We start from the raw sequence: 23,215 nt of genomic DNA, 5'->3' as shown, positions 1-23,215 counted from the left end.
ATCAGTTCCGCGGTGCCCCTATGTACGGCCCTCGCGCCTCCGTTCCAATCCTCGGTCAGGGATCGGCTTATTTCTCGGAGACAACGCGTCATGTCGTTTCGGCCAGTAAGAGCAGAGAGCGGGTTCCAAATTGATCGGTCGCCACCCGCAAATTCCTGAAGCGTTATCGAACTGCCATCGCTAAAAGTATGAGGTCTGGCCGCCAGTTTGACGAGGTGGTCTTGAGAAAAGCCTGGTTCCGCCCCGAGCGCCTCGGCATGTAAATTACCCTCGTCCGGGTGTGATCCCGGAGGATTGATCTTAAGGATAAGGCGGCGGTCGCCCTCACCCTCTACTGAGCGGGCTTTGACCCACCCGACGACTGAGCCAGAGAGACCGCTAGTTAGAAGTTTCTCCGCACTCAATTCGAGGCCTGCGCCAGCACTCCAAGCGAGGAGCTCGACGGCAAGTGCTTCATCGATCCAAGACTTGAGCAAGGTCGTAGCGTCATTCGGCGAGTGGTCCACTGCAGTCTCCTCGCGTCTGACGGTCTGCTAGCGCTTCAGAAGCATTGCAGCTGAGTCTGCTGAAGGCAAGAATCTGGAAATTTTCGAGCTAAGTTGAGGTGAACTCGGTTGTTGGTGTCCGGCGAGGGCATTTCGCATCTTCAAACCCCTTCTGATCGGTGAGCGCGGAAAATCAGTCAGGGAAGGTTCAGGGGGGCGTGAGGTTTCGTCGCTCAGACGAACGGCTGGTCCGGGTCCCGCGGACGATCAGGAAGGGGCCGGCGGATCCGGGCGTCACGGTAGAGTCCAGTGGGTTGCTTTCCGCAACATAGAACTCAAGGAGCACCCATGTCGGTCGGCCTGCTCGCCGTCGTCGATGACATCCTCACCGCCGCCCTGAAGGCGAGCGCGAAGACGGCCGGTGTCGTCATCGACGACGCGGCCGTCACTCCGCAGTACGTCCAGGGGCTGACCCCGGCGCGCGAGCTGCCCGTGGTCTGGAAGATCGCGCTGGGCAGCCTCGTCAACAAGTTCGTGATCATCATCCCGATCGCGCTGCTGCTCTCGTCGTTCGCGCCCTGGGTGCTGCCGTACCTACTGATCGTCGGCGGCGCCTTCCTCTGCTTCGAGGGCGCGGAGAAGGTGCTCGAGTGGTTCGGCGTGCACCACGCGGCGGGCGAGACCGAGGCGCGCGACGAGAAGAAGCTCGTCTTCGGCGCCGTGCGGACCGACCTGATCCTCAGCACCGAGATCATGCTGATCGCGCTCGACGGGCTCGACACGGACCTCGGCTTCGGCGGGACGCTCGGGGCGCTCGCCGTGGTCGGGCTCGGCATGACGCTGCTCGTCTACGGCGCGGTCGCGCTGCTGGTCAAGATCGACGACGTCGGGCTGCGGCTGATGAAGAACGCGGCGCGGGGCGTCCGGCGGTTCGGCGTGCGCATCGTCGCCTCGATGCCGGCCGTCTTCCGCACCATCAGTATCATCGGCACGCTCGCGATGCTCTGGGTCGGCGGCCACCTCGTCACCGCGAACCTGGCCGAGACCTTCTGGCACGGCCCGTACGACCTCGTGCACGTCGTCACCCACGCGGTCGAGGGCGCCGGCCCGGTCGTCGTCTGGATCGCCGACACCTTCGTCTCGATGATCTTCGGCCTCGTGCTCGGCCTGATCGTCGTCGCCGCCGTCATGGGCGTCCGCCGCGTGCTCAAGCGCGGCGAGCCGGCGCAGGCGCACTGACCGCCGCATGCTGATCGAGCAGCCCGCGCCGCGGGCGTCTCGATATCCACGCGCTTCGGCGGGCGGGTCCCGATACGCCGCTCCGCGGCTACTCGACCACCATGAAGGCGGTCCGCGCCCCTCCCTCTGGTGATCGAGTAGCCCCGCAGGGGCGTATCGAGATCCCGCCCCTTCAGCGCTCCAGGTGCGAGTACTCCGGCAGGTCGATCGCGTCGGCCGGCGGCGTGAAGAACCGCCCCATCGTCCGCCCGATCACCGGCGTCGCCGCGACCTTCACCGCGAGCCCGAACGCCGCCACTCCGAGCCGCGAGACCGGATTCGCCACCCGCGGCACCCCCGGTGGCAGCGCCTGCGCCTGCTTCACGTACGGCCGCATGATCCGCTCGTAGCCCGCGAAGCCGTCGCGCGGATCCACGTGCGCCGCGAGCTCGCCGGCGAGGACGTACGCGCCCGCGAGCGACAGGCTCGTCCCCATCCCGCTGACCGGCGAGGCGCAGTAGGCGGCGTCGCCGACCAGCGCGACCCGGCCGCTCGACCAGCGCGGGGCGTGCACCTGCCCGATCTGCTCGTAGTAGAGGTCGTCGGCCTCGTCCAGTCCGCGGAGGACGCGCTGCGCCTCCCAGCCGGCGTCGCCGAAGACCGCGCGCAGGTGCGCGCGCTGCTCGTCGATCGAGCGGCGCTCGGTGCTCGCGCGGTCGAGGCCGCGGTCGATCACCTGCGAGAGCGCGACGCGGAGCGTGCCGTGCGGGTCCGGGCGGAGGGTGATGCTGCGTCCGCCGGCCGCGCTGTACCAGCGCCACCAGTCGTCGTCCGCGGCGGTGCGCGGGATCGTGGCGTAGGAGGTCTCGAGGCCGAGCGAGCGGATCTCCGGCTCGGTGCCGAAGACGAGGCGGCGGGTGCTCGAGCCGATGCCGTCGGCGGCGACGACGAGGTCGAAGCGCTCGTCGGGGGCGTTCTCGAAGGAGACGGTGACGCCGGTGCCGTCGTCGCTCAGCTCGGTGATGCGGTCGCCGTAGTGGTACTCGGTGTGCTCGGCGGTGCGCTCGACGAGGAGCCGCGCGAGGTCGCCGCGGAGGATCTCCAGCTCGGCGGTCGCGCCGCCGCTGTCGGAGGTGCCGGCCGGGAACTCGGCGAGGGTGCGGCCGCCGCGGCCGACGAAGCGGGTGCCGACCTCGCCGGTCGTCGCGGCGCGGATGTCGTCCTCGAGGCCCATCCGGCGGGCGACCTCGCGGCCGGCGCCGCGGACGTCGACGTTCTGCCCGCCGAGCCGCAGGGCGGGCGCGCGCTCGACGATCGTCGTCTCGACGCCGTACCGGTGCAGCCAGAAGGCGAGGGCGGGCCCGGCGATGCTGGCGCCGGAGATCAGGACTCGGGTCATGGTCGCCTCTTTCGTTGATAATCAATGAGATTGGCAATATACATCGGTATCGTGGAGCCATGACCGACAGCGAGCCCGATCTCGGCATCCGGACCCGCGTGCGCCAGGTGACGGAGCGGCAGAAGCTCTTCGAGCAGTCGCTCACCCGTGCGCTCGCGGTCGACGCCGTCGGGCTCGACGCGATGACGCACCTGATGTCCGCCGGTCCGCTGACGCCGACCGAGCTGGCCGGGCGCCTCGGCGTCTCGACGGCGGCGACGACCCTGGTGCTGAACCGCCTCGAGGCGGCCGGCCACGTCCGCCGCGAGCGCCACCCCACGGACGGCCGCAAGCTGATCGTGACCGCCGCGGACGAGTCGGCGCGGCGCGCGCAGGAGCGGGTCGCGCCCCTGATCGCCGGCGTCGAGGCGGTCGTCGCCGACCTCGACGAGGCGGAGCGCGCGACGGTGCAGGCCTTCCTCGACCGCCTGCTCGCGGTGTACGACGCAGCGACGGACTGACCTGGGCGGGTCTCGATACGCCGCTGCGCGGCTACTCGACCAGCATGAGGGGCCGCTGCGCGGCTGCTCGGCCGGCATGCACGGGGCGCGGGCTCCGTCCGCGTGAGGCCACGCCCTCATGCTGATCGAGTAGCGCGCGGAGCGGGCGTATCGAGATCCACGTGCGTCAGAACAGGAGTCTGCGGACCCGCCGTGCTGAGGACGGTGGTCTCGATACGCCGCTGCGCGGCTACTCGACCAGCAGGGAAGGGGCATGGTCCGCGTTCGCATGCGGCCACGCCCTCATGCTGATGGAGTGGGCCGCGGAGCGGGCGTATCGAGATCCACGTGTTCGGCGGGTGGGTCTCGATACGCCGCTGCGCAGCCGCTCGACCAGCATGGGGGCGCCGGCGAGTGGACGTGGGACGGGGTCTGGCGGAGCTGCGGGGCCCGATGCGGGTCCGTTCGCGGGAGGTGGGGTGGACGAGTGGACGCGTGCGGGGGTCTGCTGGGGGCGCTGGGCCCGTTCCGGGTCCGTTCGCGGAAGCATGCTGATCGAGTAGGCCGCGGAGCGGGCGTATCGAGATCCACGTGTTCGGTGGGCGGGTCTCGATACGCCGCTGCGCGGCTACTCGACCAGCATGAGCGCGCCGCTGCGCGGCCTACTCGACCAGCATGCAGGGGGTCGGCCTGCTCGTCAGCAGGTGCGGGCTCCGTACGCGGCCGGGATCACCGTGGTGACGGGCGTGCCGTCGACGGTGGCCGTCGCGGTGACGGTGGCCTCGCCGGCGGGCACCGAGGCGGCGCGCGTCGAGAAGGCGGCGGAGGCGTTCTTGCCGGGCAGGACGCCGGTGAACTCCTTCGAGCCGTAGGCGGAGGCGACGGTCATCGAGACGGGGACCGACGCGTTGTTCTGCGCCGTGACCGTCAGGGTGACCTTGCCGGCGATGCAGCGGGTCGTCGCCGTCACCGCGACGGCGAGGGCGGCGGGCGCCTTCAGTGTCACGGTCACGGTCGTCGTCTGCGAGACCGTGCCGTCGGCCGAGGTGACCACGACGGTGCCGACTCCGCCGTTCGCGGTGGTCGGCTGCGTCACGCGCACGCGGGCCGCCGAGTCGGTGGCCACCGCGGTGAGCACCGGCATCGTCGTGCCGTCGACGGTCACGGCGTACGAGCCGCGGGCCGGATCGAAGCCGGCGACGCCGACTCCGTTCACGCGCAGGGCGCCGAGGGTGGCGACCGCGGCGGGCGAGGCCACCGACTCGTACAGCTTCGTCTCCGACACGATGAGGTGCGTGTTGGCGTAGGCGTTCATCACGACGCGGAAGGCCTTGGCCGTCACCGGCGCGAAGGTCGCGGACAGCGTCGGCGCGGTGCCGTCGGCGGGCGCGGCCAGCGCGACCGCGGACTCGTAGCCGGGGACCGCGGTCCACGTCGTGCTCGAGGCGCCCTGGTACTGCAGCTGGTAGCTCTGCGCCCAGCTGGTGCCGCCGTCGCGCTGGAACTGCACCGACACCTGCTGCACCTGGCGGGTGGCGGGGAAGGTGTAGGTCAGGCTGCTCTGCGCGGCCTTGGTGCCGCTCGTCCAGTTGGACCAGCCCTTGTCGCCGTCGACGCCGTTGCGGGTGCGCTCCGGTCCGTAGCCCGACTCCGACGAGGTCGCGGTCGCGACGATGCCCGCGTCGGGGTTGAAGTTGCGGAGGGTGCCCGCGGTGACCAGCACCGTCAGTGTGGCGGGGAGGGTCTGTCCGTCGGCCGTCGCGGTGCCGGAGATCGTCACCGATCCGGGCGCCGCGAGCGAGGCGGTGGTCAGCGGCGTCCAGTCCCAGGCGACCGGCACCGCGAAGGTGCTGGTCGAGGCGCCGACGCGGGCCGGCACGGTCGTGGGAGCCGCGGCCTGCACTGCGGCGACGGAGGCTCCGGCGGCGACGGTGAGGGACGCCGGGTCAGTGGCGGTGAGGCCGCCGACGTCGACGAGCGCGGTGACGGGGATCGACTGGCCGAAGAGGTCGGTCGCGGTGCCGGTCACCTCGACGCGGCCGGCGGCGGCGTAGGCCGAGTCGGCCGGGCGCTGCCAGGTGACGGCGATCGGTGCCCCGGCGCCCCAGGCGTACTGCGGGGCGATCGAGGCGGGCAGGGTCGGCGCGACGCCGACGGTGGTGCGGACGGCGACCGTCTGCCCGGCGGACGGGGCGAGGTCGCGCAGCGTCCAGGACTGGTTCGCTCCGCCGTTCGAGCCGTAGACGCCGACCGTGGTGTTCTCGGTGCTGGACTGGCCGTTGACGTCGAGCGAGAGTCCGATCGACTCGTTGACCAGTGTGTAGGCGGTGCCGTCGGTGGTGCTGACGATCCAGCGGGTGGCGGCGTCGGCCTTGGCGGCGTCGACCGAGAGCGTGCGCAGGTCGGTGCCGGCGCTCGTGGCGCCGAGCACGCGGCCGTCGCTGCTCTGCAGCACGACGCGGCGGGTGGCCTCGCGCTCGCCGGGGGCGACCTCGCGGACAGTCCAGCTCTGCTTCGCGGCGGCGGTGGAGTCGGTGGCGAGGGTGGTGATCGTGGTCGCGGCGCCGGTGGGGTTGCCGGTCAGCGCCTTGCCGCTCTGCGTGCCGACCAGCTGGTAGCGGTGGCCGTCGCGCAGCGCGGGGGCGGAGTCGGCGACGCCGGAGACGCCGTCGATCGAGAAGGAGGTGACCGACTTGGCGGGCACCGTGACGGTCGCGGTGCGCGACTCCCGGTCGATGGTGACCGCGGGCTTCGCGACCAGCGCGTTGCCGGTCGGCGCGGCGGCCGAGGCGGCCTGCGTCGTGACGTAGGGGGTGACCGTCGCGCCGGCGGCGATGCTGCCGAAGCGGGAGAGGTCGAGCACGACGGTCTTCGCGGTCGCGCCGGTGTTGGTGTGCACGACGGTCGCGCCGCTGCCGTCGCCGCGGACGGCGGCGGTGGAGGAGGTGTCGTTCGTGGGCATCAGGTGGTCGCCCTCGTGGACGAACTTCGTGAAGTTGCGGATCGTGTTGAACTTCGAGTTCGTCTCGACGCCGCAGACCGGGGCCTTGGTGGAGTCGCCGCCGGCGTCCGCGACGCGACGCGCGGACTTCCAGACCTCGGCGCCGCCCTCCTGGTACGGCGTGCAGTCGAGGTCGATGAAGATCGAGCCCCAGTTGAGGTTCTCGCCCTTCGGGCTCATGTTGTAGAGGTCCTCGACCGGCTGCCAGAGCACCCAGGCCTTCGGCTCGAGCTCGCGCAGGTCGTCGTTGATGCGGCCGGCGATGCCGAGGCCGTTCTCGATGTTGACCGGGTCGTAGCCGGCGACCCAGTTGCCCTCGATCTCGCTCATCCAGAGGTCCTTGTCGGCCTGCTTGGCGAGGTCGCGGACGGCGAGGCGGTCGGAGGTGCCGTAGGTGTGCACGTTCATCCGGTCGACCTCGGCGCGGACGGCGGCGGAGTAGGCGGCCCAGTTGGTCTTGAAGATGCTGGGGTTGGTCTCGTCCATCGCGGCGATGCCGGCGTCGCTCGAGGAGGCGGCGAGGGCGGCGGCGACGTCGGGGATCAGGTCGGCCTGGCGGGTCGGGCCCATGTGCATGCCCTCCTGCCGTCCGCCGGTCGGGACGCCGTTGGTGAGCTGCGTGCCCCAGTAGTTGGTGTTCGGCTCGTTGAAGGGGTCGAGGGTGTCGAACTCGATGCCGTACTCGTCCTCCATGTGCGCGGTGACGGTCGCGAGGTACTGGGCGAACTTCGCCTCCGCGGCGGGCTTCAGCTGCTCGCTGGTGGCGTTGAAGCCGCCGGAGACGTAGCCGCTCTCGGTCATGAAGTAGGGGGCGGAGTTGGCGAACGCCTCCCAGTGCGAGATCTGCTTCTCCTCGGCGAGCTTCTCGACCCACCAGCGCTGCGTCTCGTCGCTCGTCCAGTCGTAGGAGGAGGCGTCGCCCGCGTTCCACTTCGCGAGGAGCGCGTCGCGGTCGGCGTAGTTCGTGCTCGTGCCGCCGTAGGTCGCGGCGTCGCCGGCCGGGTTCTGCTTCCACCAGCCCTCGACCGCGCCGCCGGGGCGGAGGTAGTCCTTCACGTCGGAGGCGTTGCCGCCGCCGATGTTGTAGCGGGCGATGTTCAGGTCGAGGCCGTCGTCGCCGAAGACCTTCTGGTAGAGCTCCTCGCGGAGGGCCTCCGGGTAGTTCCCGGTGGCGTTGGCGAACCAGACCAGGCTGGTGCCCCAGCCCTCGAACGACTCGCCCGCGGCGGCGGGGTTGGGGGTGATGCGGAAGGCGTCAGCGGCCTGCGCGGGGGCGGCGGCCGCGGGGAGCGCGAGCAGCGCTCCGGCGGCGAGGGCGGCGCTCGTGGCGAGCGCGGCGATCCGGCCCGCCTTCCGGCGAGTGCGTCTGGCAGTGGACATCGACATCGATGCGTCTCTCTTTCAACTCTGAAAGGGGAGCTGTTCACGTGAACACGCCCGTGGCCTCCGACCCTACATGTTGACGTCAACAGGCGGAAGGGCCGCGGGCGGGCGGAGGGGCGGCGCTCAGACCGAGCGCGGGCGCTCCCGGAACTCCTCGGGCTCGCACTGGATGGTGGCGTGGTCGATGCCGTGGTCGTCGTGCAGGACGGCGAGCACTCCGGCGAGGGCCTCGCGGTAGTCGGCGTCGGGGGCGACGACGATGTGGCCGGTCGCGCTCTCCATGCCGGAGGTGATGGTCCAGACGTGCAGGTCGTGCAGGGCGAGCACGCCGGGGACCGCGCAGACGTCGCGCTCGACCGCGGCGAGGTCGACGTGCGCGGGCGCCGACTCCATCAGGATCCCGAGCGCCTGGCGGGTCAGCGACCAGGTGCGCGGCAGGATCAGCAGGCCGATCAGCACGCCGACGATCGGGTCGGCCCAGGCCCAGCCGGTGGTGAGCAGCACGATCGCGGCGAGGATCACGCCGACCGAGCCGAGTGCGTCGCCGAGCACCTCGAGCGAGGCCCCGCGCAGGGTGATGCTCTCCTTCGCGCCGGCCGAGAGCAGGCGCAGGCTGACCAGGTTGACCGCCAGGCCGATGATCGCGGTGATCAGGAGCGGCGCCCCGGGCACCGCGGGCGGCTCGGCGAAGCGGCGGACCGCCTCCACGATCACGAAGCCGGCGACGCCGAAGAGCAGCACGCCGTTCGCCAGCGCGGCGAGCACCTCGAGCCGGTAGGAGCCGTAAGTGCGGGCCTTCGCGGCGGGGCGCGCGGCGAGCGAGATCGCGGCGATCGACATCCCGAGCGCGATCACGTCGGTGCCCATGTGCGCGGCGTCGGAGATCAGCGCGAGCGAGCCGGTCGAGACGCCGACGACGAACTCGACGACGGCGAACGCGGCGGTGAGAGCGAAGGCGAGGACGAGCGGGCGGCGGTGGCGGGCGGCGGCGGAGCCCGCAGAGCCGGCGTGCCCGTGGTCGTGTCCCATGCGACTCCCTGCACTCCGCTCGCCGCGACGACCGCGGACGTATTGTCGTATGCACACTCTTGCACATATCGGGCACGATGCGAAGGCCCGGTCGGAGAGCCGGACGGGGTCGGGCGCGCGTCAGTGGCGCGAGGCGGAGTCCGCGTCCCAGAGCGCCTCGAGCGGGTCGTCGGCGTCCTCTCCCGCGAGGAGCTCGGCGTGCCGGCGCTCGGCCTCCTCGGCCGAGATCTCGCCGAGGTCCGCGGAGGCGCGCAGGGCCGCGGCCCGGCCGCCCTCGCGGGTGAGGAACGGGTCCTCGGGGGTCGCGTGCCGGACGCCGTCGCGGGCGTCGAAGGCGCGCGCCGTGACGCCCGTGACGGCGGGGGAGGAGGCGAGCAGGGCCATCGCGACCCGGTCGGCCGCCTGCCAGGCCGCCGCCGACGAGCCGCGCTCGGCGATGATCGGCCCGTCGGGGGTGCCGATGGTCAGCTGCTCGATGTCGGGGAGGAGCCGGAGGATGCGCGCGGCGGCGTCGAGCGCCTCGGCGGGCACGGAGTCGACGGGGCCGGAGAACAGCGGCGTCCAGTCCTCGGTGGGCAGGCGGTGCCTCCAGGTGTCCATCCGCGCCTCCTCCGTGATCGTGTCCGTGATCGTTCACGGCGCCGTCGCACCGTGCTCGTGCAGAAAGGCTAGAGCGGGCCCCGGCCCCGGTCGACCCCCGAATCGGGTGAGTGCGCTTTCCGGATCAGGCGGGTACTCGCGCGGCCGCGCGCACCGGTGGGACCGTCCCTCCGGGCGACCTGTCGAGCTGTGCTGGCGCTGTGCCGCGCGGAGCGCGGGTGGGTGCCTGCGGCGTGATGCCTGGTCGATCCACGTGCCCCGGGGTGACCCCGGAGAGGACGGTGCAGCGCGTGCCCCGTCCGCCTCGCCCGGAGGGGCGGCGCCGCCCAGCCTAGGCTGGAGCGCACGAGGCGGGGGGGTCGTCGTGCACGGACGGGACGCGGTCGTCGAGGCGCTCGCGCACGCGTTCCTCGGCGCGGAGTGGACCCCGGCCGCACTGCGCGCCGCGGCCGCCGACGCGCTCGGCGCCCGCCGCCGCTGGCTCGGGCCGCTGGTCACCGCCGTGCTCGTCGCCTTCCCGCACCCGCCGCTCGACGCGCCGCGCGAGCTCGCGCAGGTGATCGCGGGGCTGCTCCCGGAGCGCGCGCAGCCGGTGGTCGCGCACCTCGCGCCGGTCGCCGCGCGGGCGCTGCCCTCCTCCTCCCCGGTGCCCGCGATCGACGGGCGGGACGACCTCGCCCGGCTGCTCGGGCTCACCCCCGCGCAGCTCGACGGCTTCGCGGACCTCGGGCAGTGGAACCGCCGGACGCCCGCCGGCGCTCCGCGTCCCGGCGCCCTGCAGAACTACGACCACGTCTGGCGGCAGCGGCCGGGTCGCGCGCCGCGGCTGCTCGAGGTGCCGCGCTCGCGGCTGCGCGCGGTGCAGCGGAGCGTGCTCGACGAGATCATCGGCCTGGCGCCCGTGCATCCGGCCGCGCACGGCTTCGTCCCGGGGCGCAGCGCGATCACCGGGGCGGCCGTGCACGCGGGCTCGGCGATGCTGATCACCCTCGATCTGCAGCGCTTCTTCGCGCAGGTGACCGCGGCGCGGGTCTTCCGGCTGCTGCGCGGCGAGGGGCTGCCCGAGGCGGTCGCCTACGCGCTCACCGGGCTGTGCACGCACGCGGTGCCGGTCGCCGCGATCCATCGGATGCCCGCGGGCGGAGACCCGGAGGAGCGGGCCGCGCTCCGCCGCTCCCTCGCGCTCGCGCACCTGCCGCAGGGCGCGCCGACCTCGCCCGCGCTGGCCAACCTGGCGCTGCGCCGCCTCGACGCGCGGCTGACCGGCTACGCCGAGGCGGCCGGCGCCCGCTACACCCGCTACGCCGACGACCTCGCCTTCAGCGGCGACGCGCGGTTCGCCCGCCGGGCGGAGTCGTTCGCGCGCGGGGCCGCGCGGATCGTGGCGGACGCGGGCTACGCGGTGAATGCGCGGAAGACGCGGCTGCGGCCCGCCTCGACGCGGCAGAGCGTGACCGGGATCGTGGTCAACGCGCACCCCGCCGTCCGGCGCGCCGACGTCGACCGGCTGCACGCGATCCTGCACAACTGCGCCGTGCACGGACCGGCCGGGCAGAACCGCGCGGGTGTGCCGGACCTCCGGGCGCACCTGCTGGGCCGGATCGCCTGGGTGAGCGCGGTGCACCCCGGCCGCGGGGCGCGGCTCCGCGCGGTGTTCGAGCGCGTCCGGTGGCCGGAGCCCCTCGATGGTGCGGAGCCGCGGCCGTAGGATGCAGCGGTGCCCGTGACCCTCCCCGCTCCGCGAACGATCGACCCCGCCTCCGTCCCCGCCCTGCGCTGGGGCGTGATCGGCACGGGCATCGCCGACGCGTTCGTCGCGGCGATCCACTCCCGCTCCGTGCAGCGCGCCGTCGCCGTCACCGCGCGCGACGCCGAGAAGACGCGCGCCTTCGCTGAGAAGCACGGCATCGCGACGGTGCACGCCACGGTCGAGGAGCTGGTCGCCGACTCCGGGATCGACGCCGTCTACATCGCGACCCCGCACCCGCTGCACCGCGCCCAGGCGCTCGCCGCGATCGCGGCCGGCAAGCACGTGCTGATCGAGAAGCCGATCGCGATGTCGGCCGACGAGGCGCGCGAGATCACCGACGCGGGCCGGGCCGCCGGCGTGCTGGTGATGGAGGCGATGTGGGCGCGCTACCTGCCGCAGGCCGACGTGATCCGCCAGGTCGTCGAGAGCGGCGTGCTCGGCGAGCTCCGCCTGGTCACCGCCGACTTCGGCTTCTCCGTCCCCGTCGACCCGACCGGGCGGCTCTGGGCCAAGGAGCTCGGCGGCGGCGCGCTGCTCGACGCCGGCGTGTATCCGATCTCGTTCGCGTCCTCGGTGCTGGGCGCGCCCGTCTCCGTCGTCGCCTCCGGCACCGTGGACCCGGGCACCGGCGTCGACGCGAGCGCCGACCTGCTGCTCACCACCGGCTCCGGCGCCCGCGCGCTGCTGTCGACCTCGCTCCAGACGTCGCTGCCGGTCGAGGCGATGGTGCTCGGCTCGGAGGGGCGGCTCGCGGTGCACAGCCCGTTCTTCGGCCCGAGCGGCGTGACGCTGACGCTCGGCAGCATGAGCTCGGGGCAGGACTCGGAGGTCTGGACCGACGAGGGGCCGTGGCCGTACGGCGCGCTGTCCTTCCAGGCGACGGCGTTCGCCTCCTACGTCGCCGCGGGGCTCGTGGAGTCCCCGGTGCATCCGCACCACGAGGTCGTCTCGGTGCTGGCGACGATCGACGAGGCGCGGCGGCAGGTCGCGGCGCAGGCTGAGGCCGTGCCTTCCTCCCCGGCCGCCGCCTCCGCCCCGGCCGTCTGATGCGCATCCTCACCTGCCTGCACACGATGGAGGTGGGCGGCAGCCAGATCAACGGGATCGAGCTGGCCGGGCGGATGGCCGCGCTCGGGCACGAGGCGGTGGTCTACGGACCGGACGGCGATCTGCGGCCGCTGGTCGCCGAGCTCGGGCTGGACTGGGAGGAGGCGCCCGAGAAGGGGCCCCGCGTGTCCTTCCGCAGCATGGCGCGGCTGCGGCGCATCGTCCGCGAGCGGCGGATCGACCTCATCCACGCCTACGAGTGGGCGCCCACGATGGACGCCGCCTTCGGGCCGCACCTGATCGACGGCGTGCCGGTGGTCACCACGGTGCTCTCGCCGGAGGTGCCGGACTTCGTGCCGGCGGCGTTCCCGATGATCGTCGGCGTGGTCGAGCTGCTCGAGGAGGAGTCGCGGCGCCGGCCGGTGCTGCACCTGATCGAGCCGCCGGTGGACACGGAGCTGAACGCGCCGGTCGAGGACGCTGCGCGGACGGCAGAGCTGCGGGCGCGCTTCGACGTGCAGGACGGCGAGATCGCGGTCGTCACGGTGGCGCGGCTGGTGGTCGACCTCAAGCGCGAGGGGATACTGGCGGCGATCGAGGCGGTCGGCGCGATCGGCGACGAGCACCGCCTGCGGTTGATCGTCGTCGGCGACGGTCCGGTCCGCGGCGAGCTGCAGGCCGCGGCCGACCGCGTGAACGCGGGGCGCTCCCGCGACCTGGTGACGCTGACCGGGCAGATGCTCGACCCGCGCGACGCCTACGCGGTCGCCGACATCGTGCTCGGCATGGGCAGCAGTGCGCTGCGCGGGATGGCGTTCGCGAAGCCGCTCGTCGTGCAGGGCGAGCGGGCGTTCTGGCGGCTGCTGACACCGGAGTCGCTGCCGTTCTTCCTCGAGGGCGGCTGGTACTCGCTCGGCGACGGCGTCGACGGGCCGGGGCGCCTCGCCGGGATCCTGGCGCCGCTCGCGGCCGACGCGGAGCAGCGGGAGCGGCTCGGCGCGCTCGGGCGCGAGGTGGTCGTCGAGCGCTTCAGCCTCGCGGCGGCGGCGCGCACCCAGGCAGCGATCTACGCGGAGGCGGTGGCCGCGCGGAGCACGCTGCCGCGGCGGCTGCGCGCGCTGGCCCACCCGGCGGTGCGGTACGCGGCGTACCGGCTGCACCCCGTGAAGCGGCGCGTGCTGAAGCTGCTGGGGCGCTGACCGAGCGCTGATCCGGCGCTCGTCGGCGCGGATCCGGGCGATCCCCGACAGGTGTTGCCCACGCGGTCGAATCCGTCAAGGGTCTCCTCCTGGCCGCTGAGCGCGTCCTACATTGCAGTCATCCGGCCGCATCCGGAGCACGACAGACGACTCCGGCGCGGCCTCCGACGACGGGGGAGGACGAGATGTCCAGAGACGACGTGATGCCGGGCCGCTTCGCCCGCTTCGTGAAGTGGGTGCACCGCGCCGACGGCTGGGAGCCGCAGTACCTGCGCGGCCGCGTGCTGGCGAAGACCGACGGCGCGTGGATCGTGGCCGTCGACGGCCAGGAGACCCGCGTGGCGAAGAAGGAGTGGAGCGTGTACCGCTGAGACTGCCCGATCGCCGGACGGCGGAGATCCGGGAGACCGGTCCGGGAGTGTTCGTGCTGGAGCTGCGCCGGACCCGCCGCCGGCCGGCCGAGGAGCTGGGCCTGCTGCTGCGCGACCGCGGCCGGTGGATCGCGATCGGCCCGGAGGGCGTGCTCGCCTCCGCGGAGAGCTTCGACGAGGCGCTCGCGACGCTGCAGCCGCCCTGCTGATCGAGTAGTCCGCGGAGCGGGCGTATCGAGATCCGGCGCGTTCGGAGGGCGGGTCTGCAGGCCCCGCGTGCTGATGGTGGTGGGTCTCGATACGCCCTGCGGGCTACTCGACCAGCATGTGGGGGGCGCAGCCTACCCCCGCCGCCGGATCCGCCACGGCAGCGCGAGCCAGATCCCGACGATCAGGACCGCCGTGATCGACGCCATCGTGATCGCCAGCGGTCGCGTCGTGACGACGTCGAAGATCAGCAGCACTGTGCCCGTGAGCACGAGGGCCACCGCCATCAGCGTGAGCCGCAGCAGGACGTCGGCCGCGCGCACCAGCGTCCGCTTCGCCCGGCGGCGGAACAGCTCGCGGTGCAGGCTGACCGGCGCGAGCCCGAGCAGCGTGGCGAGCACCGAGCCGCTGACCAGCACCAGGTAGACGTCGGTCTGGAAGAGGTCGAGGTCCTCGAAGCGCTGCTGGAAGGCGATCGCGAGCAGGAACCCCGTCAGGATCTGCGTGCCCGTCTGGATGACCCGCAGCTCCTGCAGGATCTCGGCCCAGTTGCGGTCGAGCCGCTCGTTCTCGGTCTCGTCGCGGCCGTCGCCGGGGAGGTCGTCGCGGAGCGGATCGGCGGGGGAAAGCGGCACCGTTCCATTCTGCCCGGCGGCGTCCGTTTGCCCGGTGTTCGCCCGCTCGCAGCATGCGGCTCTGGTGCCGTCGCGCGCGAGGAGGGAGGGTGGTCGCATGACGAAGCGCTGGTGGCTCCCTCTCGCGGCGGTGGCCGCGACCGGTCTCGCCGTCGGCGGGGCGACGCTGTTCAGCTGGACGATCAGCGAGACGCAGTTCGACCGGCCCGACCCCGGCTTCGACCGGCTGACGGCGGAGGTCGCGGCCCTGCCCGGCGTGAGCGCCCCGGAGTCCGCGCGCTGGGTCGAGGCGCCCGTCTTCGCCGACCCGACCTCCTGGATCGGTGTGGACGTCGACCGGGCCGGCCTCGCCGCGCTGCTCGACACCGCCTGCGCGACCGAGTACGCCGACTCCGTGTCCTGGTCGGTCCGGGTGCGGACGGACGGCGGCACCGCGCTCGGAGTGAGCAGCCCCGCGGACGAGCGCCCGGCCGGCGCGCGCTGCCCCGACTTCGGCGTCGATCCCGCGGGACTGCTCGGCCCGCTCGACGGCGTCGCGGACGGCCTCGAGCTGCAGGCCGCGGTCCGCGAGGGCGTCGGCGGCGAGGGTTCGCGCTTCTCGCTCATCGCGCTCGAGGACCCCGCGGGCGTCGTCGACCTCCTGCCGCTCGTCGCCCGCGCCGAGGACCTCCGGGACGCCGGGGGAATCGCCGCCGGGAGCCTCGTCGAGATCAGCGGCTCGACGCTGAGCGTCCTCGTCCGGCCCGGCGAGCAGGAGCGCTACGCCCGGCTGCTGGCCGAGCTGATCGAGCGGCACGGCGTGACGGGCTACTTCGACAGCAGCGACGGCACGCAGAGCGACGGCGTCGACAAGATCCAGGTCACCGCCCCGGAGGCCGAGCACGCCGCGATCGAGGAGGCGCTGCGCGAGTCGGGGCTGTCCATCGCCGAGCTGCCGGTGCGGTTCCTGCCCGCGAGCTGAGCAGCCCGCAGGCTGGATCTGCAGCAGGCTCCGGCTACAGGTGCAGCAGGCTCCAGTCGATGATCACGGCCAGCGCGGTGAACAGAGCCGCGACCGCCCCGACCGCCTTGCCGGCCCGGTCGAGGTCGCTGCGGGGGCCGGGCCGCATGTCCGCGACGACGCGCAGCAGCGCCCCGAGCAGCGCGATCACGGTGACGGCCAGTATCCAGACCTTGAGCGAGACGTGCGAGTCGACGTCGAGCAGGGTGAGGGTCACCACCGGAACGAGCACGGCGAGGAACGACACGACGACCAGCAGGACGCCGCGCCGCGTGAGGTCGGTGGGGCCGTAGGAGCCCTCGCTCAGCCAGGCGCGGAGGGGGCGCCGGGGGGCGGCGGCGAGGACTCCGGCTTCGGTGGTCCCGTCGGTTGCGGCCGCGTGAGTCCCGCCGGTTGCGGCCGCGTGAGTCCCGCCGGTTGCGGCCTCGTGGGTCCCCATGCCGTCGGTCCCGTGGGTCTCGGCCTCGCCGGTCGCACGGGTCCCGGAATCGTCGGTCCCGCCGGTCGCGGCCGGAGCGGAGGCCTGGTGCGCGCTCGTGCTCACGGACGGGGCTCCTGAGGTGGGTGCGGGAGTGGCCCCGCCGCGAACGCAGAGGGGTCGGTCGAGTCTGACAACGCGCGCGGCCCGGCGGAAGAGCCGCTTGCGGACGTGTCCGCTTGCGGACAGGGGGTCCTGCCCGATCGTCCGTCTCTCGGGGACTCCTCAGGCGGACCACTCCGGTCAGTGCCTACCGTTCGTAGGCGTGCCTGCCAAGGGGAGATGTTCGACAATCGTCGTCTGTAACCTCGGCGGAGGCCATCAGCGTCCTCGCTCGACGACGTGCTGGCGAGAATGGAGCCGCTCGTGTCTGCTATCCCTACCCTGCTCTTCCTGCACGGCATCGGTACCGGTGATCAGGAGGATGCATGGAGCACTGTTCTCGACTCGACTCTCATTGATCTCGGGTATCCCGGACTCGACTCGGCTCGCGTTCTCGCTCCGAAATACCCCCATGCTCTGAGGGGTGCTAATGCACGGGAGTCCGTTCCGGGCATCACCGTGAAGGAACCGGTGAGAGATGCCGCGAAGAAGAGCCGCCGCGAGTTCGAGGAGCGGACAGCGGCGATGGAGATACGCCTCGGCCGTCATGACGGCGGTGTCGGCTGGGCTGGCGGCGATGCAGCCGTCGGCGCTGTGACGTGGCTGCCGCCTTTCAAGCAGGCGCACAACTACCTCAGCGACTCGTTCATCCGCGCAGAGGTCTTGAGGCGCATCCTCGCCGTCGTCCCGGCGTCGGGAGACCTCGTCATCATCGGCCACAGTCTCGGCTCGGTCATCGCCGCGGACGTGATCCGTCGTCTACCCGTCGGTGTGCGCGTGAGGGGCCTGCTCACGATCGGGAGCCCGCTGGCGAACGGCGGATTCGACGTGGACAAACTGCGGGACACGCTCAAGGAGCCGCCGGCGAATCTCGACTGGTGGGTCAACGTGTGGAACCAGTCCGATCCGGTGGCTGCTCACCGAGGACTGTCGTCGGTCTTTGACTACCTCCTCGACTTCCGGATCAAGACGAGAGAAGTGGCGATCGACCAGCGCGCGCACGCGGCCGTCGACTACCTCTCGACGGAGGTCGTCGCAGATGCGGTCGGTTTCGCACTGTTCGGGTCGCGATCGAAGGAGCTCGACAAAGTCGAGAGGGGCGTCGACATTCCCCTCGACATGGGCGAGCTGTCTGCTCTGCTCGCGTTGCGCTATGCGCACTTGGTGAGATCGAGTCTCGAAAAGGACGTACTGCAGCGCTTCACCGGCGCACTCCGTTACACCCAGGCATTCACGCTGGAGCAGATCAAAGCCAGGAACACTCGTGAGAACAGGCGGCTTCCGTCCGAGATCGCACGCTTGATCGTCGACCTGACCGACCCGGCCAGTGAGGTCCCTGAACCTCGTCCGCTCGGACACCTCGACAAGGAACAGGCCGTAGCGCTGATGACCGTCCTCGCTTCTGAGAACGTCATCAAGCCGTTCGAGATCTCCCTTCCGCGCGAGAAGTGGCAGTCCGCCATGGAGGACCTCACTGCTGAGCTCGGTCTCACGAGCAAGTACGGCGCGGACGTCTTCGCGGCGACGAAGGAGGCGCAGACCGCTCTCAGCGGGTCGCGAGGTCCGAACTGGATCAAATGGGGAGCGATCGGCGCGGGTGCAGCCGCTCTCGTCGTCGCCACGGGCGGATTGGCCCTCGCCGCTGCCCCCGGCCTGGCGGGTGCAGCGATCATCACCAGCGCATTGGCCAGTTTCGGCCCGGGCGGAATGATCGGAGGACTGCTGACAGCAGGATCCCTCGTCACCGCTGGCGGTGGTGGCATCGCCTTCGGGCTGGCCAGCCCGGGAACCAGCGCTGATGTCGTGGAGGCGGTCGTGGTGCAGCGACTTGCGGCATCCCTACTCCGACAGAAGCAAAGACTCGATCCCGATCCTGAGGTGTGGACGATCCTGACTCGTACCGAGATCGAGATTCGCCGTCAGCACGAGCGACTGGACGAATTCTCCGACGAGTCCGCCGCCTCGCTGAAGGACCTCAAGCGGAAGATCGAGATCGTCGAGCGGGCGCTCGCGCACCTTCGGGCGAAGGGTCTTGAACCCGTGATCCGCACGGAGCGCGAGAGCGACTGAGTTCGTCGAACTCGATTCGGATGACGGCGGCGGGAGTGCGGACCCAGTCGATCTGGTCGGATATGCCACCCGCCGTTCCGTAGATCCTGCGGCAGCACTCGGCGTTCGGAATGACACCCGAGGTCTTGCTCGGTTCCGGTGGATCGGCGCGGGCATCATCAGCGTGAACATGAGGTGGTCTAGAGGGCGTGAGTCAGAGATCCGTGCCCGGCGTGAGTTCATGGGCGGCGAGCGTGTCCATGAACCACTCGAGGACTTCGACGAGCTGAGCACGGGCCTCGCGGTCGGCGAGCACCTCGAGATCGAAAGGCGGGCGCTTCTCGAGCCGTCCGTCCGGCAGTTCGATACCGCGCACCAGGTTCAGGCGGGTGAACAGGTCCTGGCGCAATGCCACGGAGTCGAACGGCGGACGACGCAGCATGTGCTGGAAGACGACCTCCACCGTGCCTGACGGGTAGACGGTCAGCGGCCAGATGCTCTTAGTCGTCGCGGATCGCTGCGCGACGAGGAAACACGACGTCTCCTCGGACGTCCCGAACTCGAGGATGCCGCCGAGACGCTCCCACTCGTCCAGGAGGTCCGCGACGCCCTCGACCGTCGACGGGGCTTGCCTGCTCGCGACGCCGCCGAGGAACCGAGCTCGCTCGTCCTCGTCGGCGACGGGATCGACGTCCGAGCGGATGGACAGCCCGACCGACGCCGCGAGCTCCGGCACCGTCAGCTTGCGGGAGATGTCGGCGCGGCCGGCGGCGTCGAAGCCGACGCCCTCGGCGCTGAGGACGTCCACGGGAGTGAACTGAGAATGAGCGCTGTCGTCGTTCCACGCGAAGCCCGGAGAGATCCGCCCGGCTCGCTGCAAGACACGGTAGGCGTTCGGCGCAGGAGCCTGAGCGAGGAAATGTCCGAGCGGAACGGGATGGGTGCCGGCGACCGTCGCGACGTCGCCGTAGCTGGCCCACCGGCCCGCAGGAATCGCCGCGACGATGTCCAGAACGAGCGTCCAGGAGACACCGACGTCTCGGCTGTCCGCGTCCGCGAGGGGCGCGGCCCAGGTCTCGATGATCCTGTCCGCGAGGACTGCACCGCGCTCGACGATCCGACGTCGAGTCCAGGTGGGCTGATCGGCGATCTCGCGGTTGAGCCGGAAGCTCGACGACTTCAACAGCTCTCTCTTGTCGGAGAACGGGTGATTGCTGAGTTCGGAGTTGTAGGAGGTGAGCGTGAGGTTGGCGAGCGAATGCAGGTACGCCTCGTGCAACTCGTCGATCGATCCGAACGGCGCGACGTCATCCGCCAACGCCTCGCGCCACGTCGGGCTCAACGTCTGCGGCATGACGTGCTCGATGGTGGCGGTGGCAGGATCGGTGTGCTCCTTCGCCGGCACGGACCGCGTCAGCCATCCGATCGGCGTCGCGTCCTCGAGCCAGGCGAGGATCATCTTCCGCTGCGTGGGCCGGCCCTGATAGTAGAAGGGCTTCGAGAGGACGGCTTCGCGGATCTGCTGGTCGGTCGCGAAGAACTTGCGACCGGTCGAGAAGTAGCGGTGGAGTGAGGCCACCACGTCCGTCTCGCCCACCTCGAGAGGTGCGCGATAGAGGATACGGGAGAGAGCCGCACTGCCGGCACCGACGATGATCCGACGGACCATGAACGATTCGAGCAGGCGGAGCGACTCCGCTACCTCGGCGCTGCTCACCGCACCTGCTTCGCGCAGACGAAGCAAATGGAGGATCAGGGCGTCCGTCGCCGACAGTCCCCACTGGAGATTGCGCTGCAACGCGAGGCGGACACCCGCATCCGCTTCCTTCTCGGGGTGGCGGATCAGAGCGAGTAGCTGGGCCAGCCCGCTGTATCGGCCGACCTCGGCGACGATCTCGTCCTGGTCGAGCGACTTCATCCGGTCGACCTGTGACGAGTAGATGTCCCCCTGCTTCGCCTCGGGGACCGACCAGATCAGGTCGATCCAGAAGAGGGTCTCGAGGTCGGCGGGCGTGAGGATGTCCTGCATGGGCAGCCACCAGCTGTCGTAGATCTCCTCCCCGCGCGTGCCCAGGCGCATGAAGATGTGATTGCGCAGCAGGTCTCCCTGGGTGAGCTTCAGACCGGTGTTGTTCAGCGACTCGAAGATCCGGTAGACGTTGTCATCGGCCTGCGCAGTGATGGAGACGAAGACGAGCCCGCTGAGAACAGCCGATTCGATGCGTCCGATGTCGTACTCGTCGTCCGGATCGTCGGCATGGTGCAGCTTCGCGCGGAAGAACCGATAGGCGTCGAGGATTCCGGAGGACGCTGTGCGATCGACGTTCTTGTCGACGATCGAGCGGAACGCGGGCCTGTCGGCCTGCGTCGGGAGCACCTTCAACCGCGCATCACCGCGCTTGAAGCGGTCGAAGAGGAAGGTCTCCTCGAGACGCTGGACCTTCTCGGGATTCTCCGGCTCGGTCTCCGCGTAATGGTCGCGGAGGGCGCAGACGAAAAGGCTGAGAGTCGTGAGTCTCTGCTGGCCGTCGACGACCAGGAACTCGGTTCCGGCAGGCCCTATCTCACCCAGGGAGAGCACGAGCGATCCCGTGAAGTGCGTGGCTCCGGGTGTGTCCACTCGCTGCTCCGCGAGATCCACGACATCCGTCCAGAGGCGTTCCAGCTGCTTCGTCGTCCAGGAGTACGGGCGCTGATACAGGGGAACGCGGTACTGCTTTGCTCCTTCGAGTAGCTGCTGCAGTCGGGTCTCTTGCACATCCATCGAAACAGGTCCTCTTCCTTGCGAGCCGTCTCGCCAGACTACGGGTGCCGATGCGCTCACCTCCGGCATTCCTGCCCGCCCCCCCCCCCCGCAAATCACTGGGCAGCGCAGCAGTGAACTGACTCGCCCGAGAAGGCTCGTTCTCGGGGTGGAGAACGCGCCTTCTCGGGCGAGTCAGTGGCGGGTGGGCTTCAGGGCGCAGAGAGAGGGGCCGCCCGGTCGGCGGGACGGGGGCGCGAGGCGCTCCGTCCGGGCCGACCGGGCGGCCCCGGTCGTCAGGCTGTGATCAGCGGCAGGCCGTCAGGCTCGCCACTCCGTCGGACAGGGTGCCGGTGCCGCCGAGGAGCACGACGCTGGTGGCGCCGAGGCTCTTGATGTCGTCGAGGACGGGCTGGGGGACGCAGTCGGGCTTCACCGTGTAGAGCGGGTTGCGGGTGAAGCCGGCGGCGGCCGCTCCGGAGAGGGCGTCGGGGAACTTCTCGCCGGTGGCGAGGTAGACCGTCGACGCGGCGGTGAAGGCGGCGCGGTTCAGCTGCACCGAGGTGTCGTAGCGGTCGACGCCGCCGATGCGGATCGGCGTGATGCGGAACGAGTTCTCGATGCCGGTGCTGACCGAGAGCGGGTCGCCCGCGATGGTCAGCTTCTTGACGCCGAGGCCCTGCACCAGGGAGCGGGTGGTGTCGTCGACGGCGCTGAGTCCGCCGTTCACGAGGAGGACGGGCGCCCGGACCGAGCCGGCCGCGGCGGCCGCGGCGAGGGCGTCGGGGAACTTCTCACCGGTGGCGAGCCAGGCCTGCGAGGAGCCCTTCGGGAAGGCGGCCTCGACGAGCTTCGCCGCGGTGTCGTAGCGGTCGACGCCGCCGATGCGCTGGACCTCGCCGGTCTTCGCGTAGGCGGCGAGCTCGGTCACGAGGCGGTCGCTGACGCTCAGGTTCGAGCCGACGACGACGATCTTGCTCGGCTTGAGCCGGCGCAGCTCGTCGCGGACGGGCTGCGACATCGAGTCCTGGTCGACCAGCAGCAGCGGGCCGTTCTGCTTCGCGGCGGCGGGGGCCGCGGCGAGGGCGTCCGGGAAGTTGCCGCCGGTGGCGATGAAGACGACCGGCACGTTCGCCTTGAACGTCGCGGCCGAGACCTTCGCGGCGGTGTCCTGGCGGTCGACGCCGGCGATGCGGGTGACGACCACGGGGCCACCGGGCGTGGGGGTGGCGGTCGGCGTGGCAGTGGGCGTCGCGGTGGGCGTGGCCGTGGGCGTCGCGGTCGGCGTCCCGGTGGGAGTGGCCGTCGGAGTCGCGGTGGGCGTCGCGGTCGGGGTGCCGGTGGCGGTCGGCGTCGGCGTGGGGGTCGACCCGTCGTCGCAGGACGCCGCAGTGACGCGGTAGGTGTACTGCACGTTGGCCGAGCTGCCCGCCCAGACCACGAGGGTGTCTCCCGTCGTGACGGGCACCGAGTCGAAGGCGAACGGGCCGCCGGTCGCCGGAACGGTCGTCTGGTCGGCGGTGACGCCGTTGACGGCGAGTCCGAGGGTCGTGGTCCCCGTGCCACCGACCGGGCCGCCGGTGTCGCCGGCGACGACGGCGCTGACCGGGGCGCCGTCGGTGCAGGTGACGTCCGTCGAGGCGGCGGGCGCGGCGGCGGCGCTGAGGGCGGGCGTGAGGCCGACGGTGCCGGCGATCACCGCGGCGGCGATCAGGGCGGCCCGTGAGCGGCGCGGGGCCCTCACAGTGCCACCACCGCGGCGGGGAGCGTGCAGGAGAGGTGGAGCGATGACGACATCGTGTCGCCTTTCTCGAGAGGGCGGATCGGGCCGGCCCGGTCCCTCGTCGCGATCCCTGCTCCCTCGCGGACGCGGCATCGCGGGCGGGGGTGTCGGGAGTCGACGAGGGAAGGGATCGGTCCTCGAAAGCTAGCGAGGGGCCGGCGGCCGAGGCAATGGCAAGCGGCGCGCGGTGCCCCTGATGGGGGGCGTCCGACGTGCCCGCCTCGGCGGACTCGGGAGCGTGGGCTCGCGCGCCCGGA

17 protein-coding genes are annotated in these 23,215 nt (G+C 71.6%); 9 read left to right on the top strand and 8 right to left on the bottom strand.

Annotated features, from left to right (window positions below):
• Positions 1-833: 833 nt before the first annotated feature.
• On the top strand, positions 834-1,724 hold the full coding sequence (locus HRK28_RS07945; RefSeq protein ID WP_173250934.1) for a DUF808 domain-containing protein: 891 nt from the start codon (positions 834-836) through the stop codon (positions 1,722-1,724).
• A gap of 172 nt (positions 1,725-1,896) precedes the next feature.
• Here the strand turns inward: HRK28_RS07945 and HRK28_RS07940 are convergent, their stop codons facing one another.
• A complete protein-coding gene (locus HRK28_RS07940; RefSeq protein ID WP_173250933.1) occupies positions 1,897-3,102 on the bottom strand; it encodes an FAD-dependent monooxygenase in 1,206 nt (401 codons plus the stop codon).
• A 59-nt stretch (positions 3,103-3,161) separates the two neighbouring features.
• Between HRK28_RS07940 and HRK28_RS07935 the strand changes: the two genes are divergently transcribed.
• Complete coding sequence (locus HRK28_RS07935) at positions 3,162-3,602, top strand: MarR family winged helix-turn-helix transcriptional regulator (RefSeq protein ID WP_173250932.1); 441 nt, start codon at positions 3,162-3,164, stop codon at positions 3,600-3,602.
• A gap of 676 nt (positions 3,603-4,278) precedes the next feature.
• On the opposite strand, the gene HRK28_RS07930 is transcribed toward HRK28_RS07935, so the two are convergent.
• The 3 genes from HRK28_RS07930 to HRK28_RS07920 all read right to left on the bottom strand — a co-directional run bounded on the left by HRK28_RS07930 (position 4,279) and on the right by HRK28_RS07920 (position 9,594).
• The gene (locus HRK28_RS07930) at positions 4,279-7,962 is read right to left on the bottom strand and encodes a glycoside hydrolase (protein ID WP_173250931.1); all 3,684 of its coding nucleotides are present in this window, start codon (positions 7,960-7,962) and stop codon (positions 4,279-4,281) included.
• 126 nt (positions 7,963-8,088) lie between these two features.
• Positions 8,089-8,994, bottom strand: coding sequence for a cation diffusion facilitator family transporter (locus tag HRK28_RS07925; protein WP_173250930.1), 906 nt, complete (start codon positions 8,992-8,994; stop codon positions 8,089-8,091).
• Positions 8,995-9,114: 120 nt separating this feature from the next.
• Positions 9,115-9,594, bottom strand: a complete 480-nt coding sequence (locus tag HRK28_RS07920) for a hypothetical protein (protein WP_173250929.1) — start codon at positions 9,592-9,594, stop codon at positions 9,115-9,117.
• A 364-nt stretch (positions 9,595-9,958) separates the two neighbouring features.
• On the opposite strand from HRK28_RS07920, the gene HRK28_RS07915 reads away from it, so the two are divergent.
• The 5 genes from HRK28_RS07915 (at position 9,959) to HRK28_RS07895 (ending at position 14,170) form a co-directional block, all read left to right on the top strand.
• Positions 9,959-11,302 carry a reverse transcriptase family protein gene (locus tag HRK28_RS07915; RefSeq protein ID WP_173250928.1) on the top strand — a complete coding sequence of 448 codons (1,344 nt, stop codon included), beginning with the start codon at positions 9,959-9,961 and terminating at the stop codon, positions 11,300-11,302.
• Between the two features lie 9 nt (positions 11,303-11,311).
• Positions 11,312-12,391 carry a Gfo/Idh/MocA family protein gene (locus HRK28_RS07910; protein ID WP_173250927.1) on the top strand — a complete coding sequence of 360 codons (1,080 nt, stop codon included), beginning with the start codon at positions 11,312-11,314 and terminating at the stop codon, positions 12,389-12,391.
• Positions 12,391-13,590: a glycosyltransferase family 4 protein gene (locus HRK28_RS07905; RefSeq protein ID WP_173250926.1), complete on the top strand. Its 1,200-nt coding sequence runs from the start codon at positions 12,391-12,393 to the stop codon at positions 13,588-13,590. Before HRK28_RS07910 ends, HRK28_RS07905 begins: the two co-directional genes overlap by 1 nt.
• A 185-nt stretch (positions 13,591-13,775) precedes the next feature.
• Positions 13,776-13,961 (top strand): hypothetical protein, encoded by a 186-nt coding sequence (locus HRK28_RS07900; protein ID WP_160086714.1) that lies wholly within the window; start codon positions 13,776-13,778, stop codon positions 13,959-13,961.
• A 47-nt stretch (positions 13,962-14,008) separates the two neighbouring features.
• On the top strand, positions 14,009-14,170 hold the full coding sequence (locus tag HRK28_RS07895) for a hypothetical protein (RefSeq protein WP_160086716.1): 162 nt from the start codon (positions 14,009-14,011) through the stop codon (positions 14,168-14,170).
• 132 nt (positions 14,171-14,302) lie between these two features.
• On the opposite strand, the gene HRK28_RS07890 is transcribed toward HRK28_RS07895, so the two are convergent.
• Positions 14,303-14,803, bottom strand: coding sequence for a DUF6328 family protein (locus HRK28_RS07890; RefSeq protein WP_160086718.1), 501 nt, complete (start codon positions 14,801-14,803; stop codon positions 14,303-14,305).
• A gap of 97 nt (positions 14,804-14,900) precedes the next feature.
• Here HRK28_RS07890 and HRK28_RS07885 point away from each other — a divergent pair, with 97 nt between their 5' ends.
• Complete coding sequence (locus HRK28_RS07885; protein WP_173250925.1) at positions 14,901-15,764, top strand: hypothetical protein; 864 nt, start codon at positions 14,901-14,903, stop codon at positions 15,762-15,764.
• A gap of 34 nt (positions 15,765-15,798) precedes the next feature.
• On the opposite strand, the gene HRK28_RS07880 is transcribed toward HRK28_RS07885, so the two are convergent.
• Positions 15,799-16,347, bottom strand: coding sequence for a hypothetical protein (locus tag HRK28_RS07880; protein WP_173250924.1), 549 nt, complete (start codon positions 16,345-16,347; stop codon positions 15,799-15,801).
• A gap of 300 nt (positions 16,348-16,647) precedes the next feature.
• Between HRK28_RS07880 and HRK28_RS07875 the strand changes: the two genes are divergently transcribed.
• Positions 16,648-18,453, top strand: a complete 1,806-nt coding sequence (locus HRK28_RS07875) for a hypothetical protein (RefSeq protein ID WP_367948360.1) — start codon at positions 16,648-16,650, stop codon at positions 18,451-18,453.
• A 193-nt stretch (positions 18,454-18,646) separates the two neighbouring features.
• Here HRK28_RS07875 and HRK28_RS07870 read toward each other — a convergent pair whose 3' ends face one another.
• The gene (locus HRK28_RS07870) at positions 18,647-21,196 is read right to left on the bottom strand and encodes a DUF262 domain-containing protein (protein WP_173250922.1); all 2,550 of its coding nucleotides are present in this window, start codon (positions 21,194-21,196) and stop codon (positions 18,647-18,649) included.
• A gap of 286 nt (positions 21,197-21,482) precedes the next feature.
• Positions 21,483-22,919 (bottom strand): cell wall-binding repeat-containing protein, encoded by a 1,437-nt coding sequence (locus tag HRK28_RS07865; protein WP_173250921.1) that lies wholly within the window; start codon positions 22,917-22,919, stop codon positions 21,483-21,485.
• Positions 22,920-23,215 lie beyond the last annotated feature (296 nt).

Source organism: Rathayibacter sp. VKM Ac-2835 (genome assembly GCF_013266705.1).
Lineage (GTDB): Bacteria > Actinomycetota > Actinomycetes > Actinomycetales > Microbacteriaceae > Rathayibacter.
Note: the sequence above shows the minus strand (reverse complement) of the source record. Positions and strands in the feature narration are given on the sequence as shown.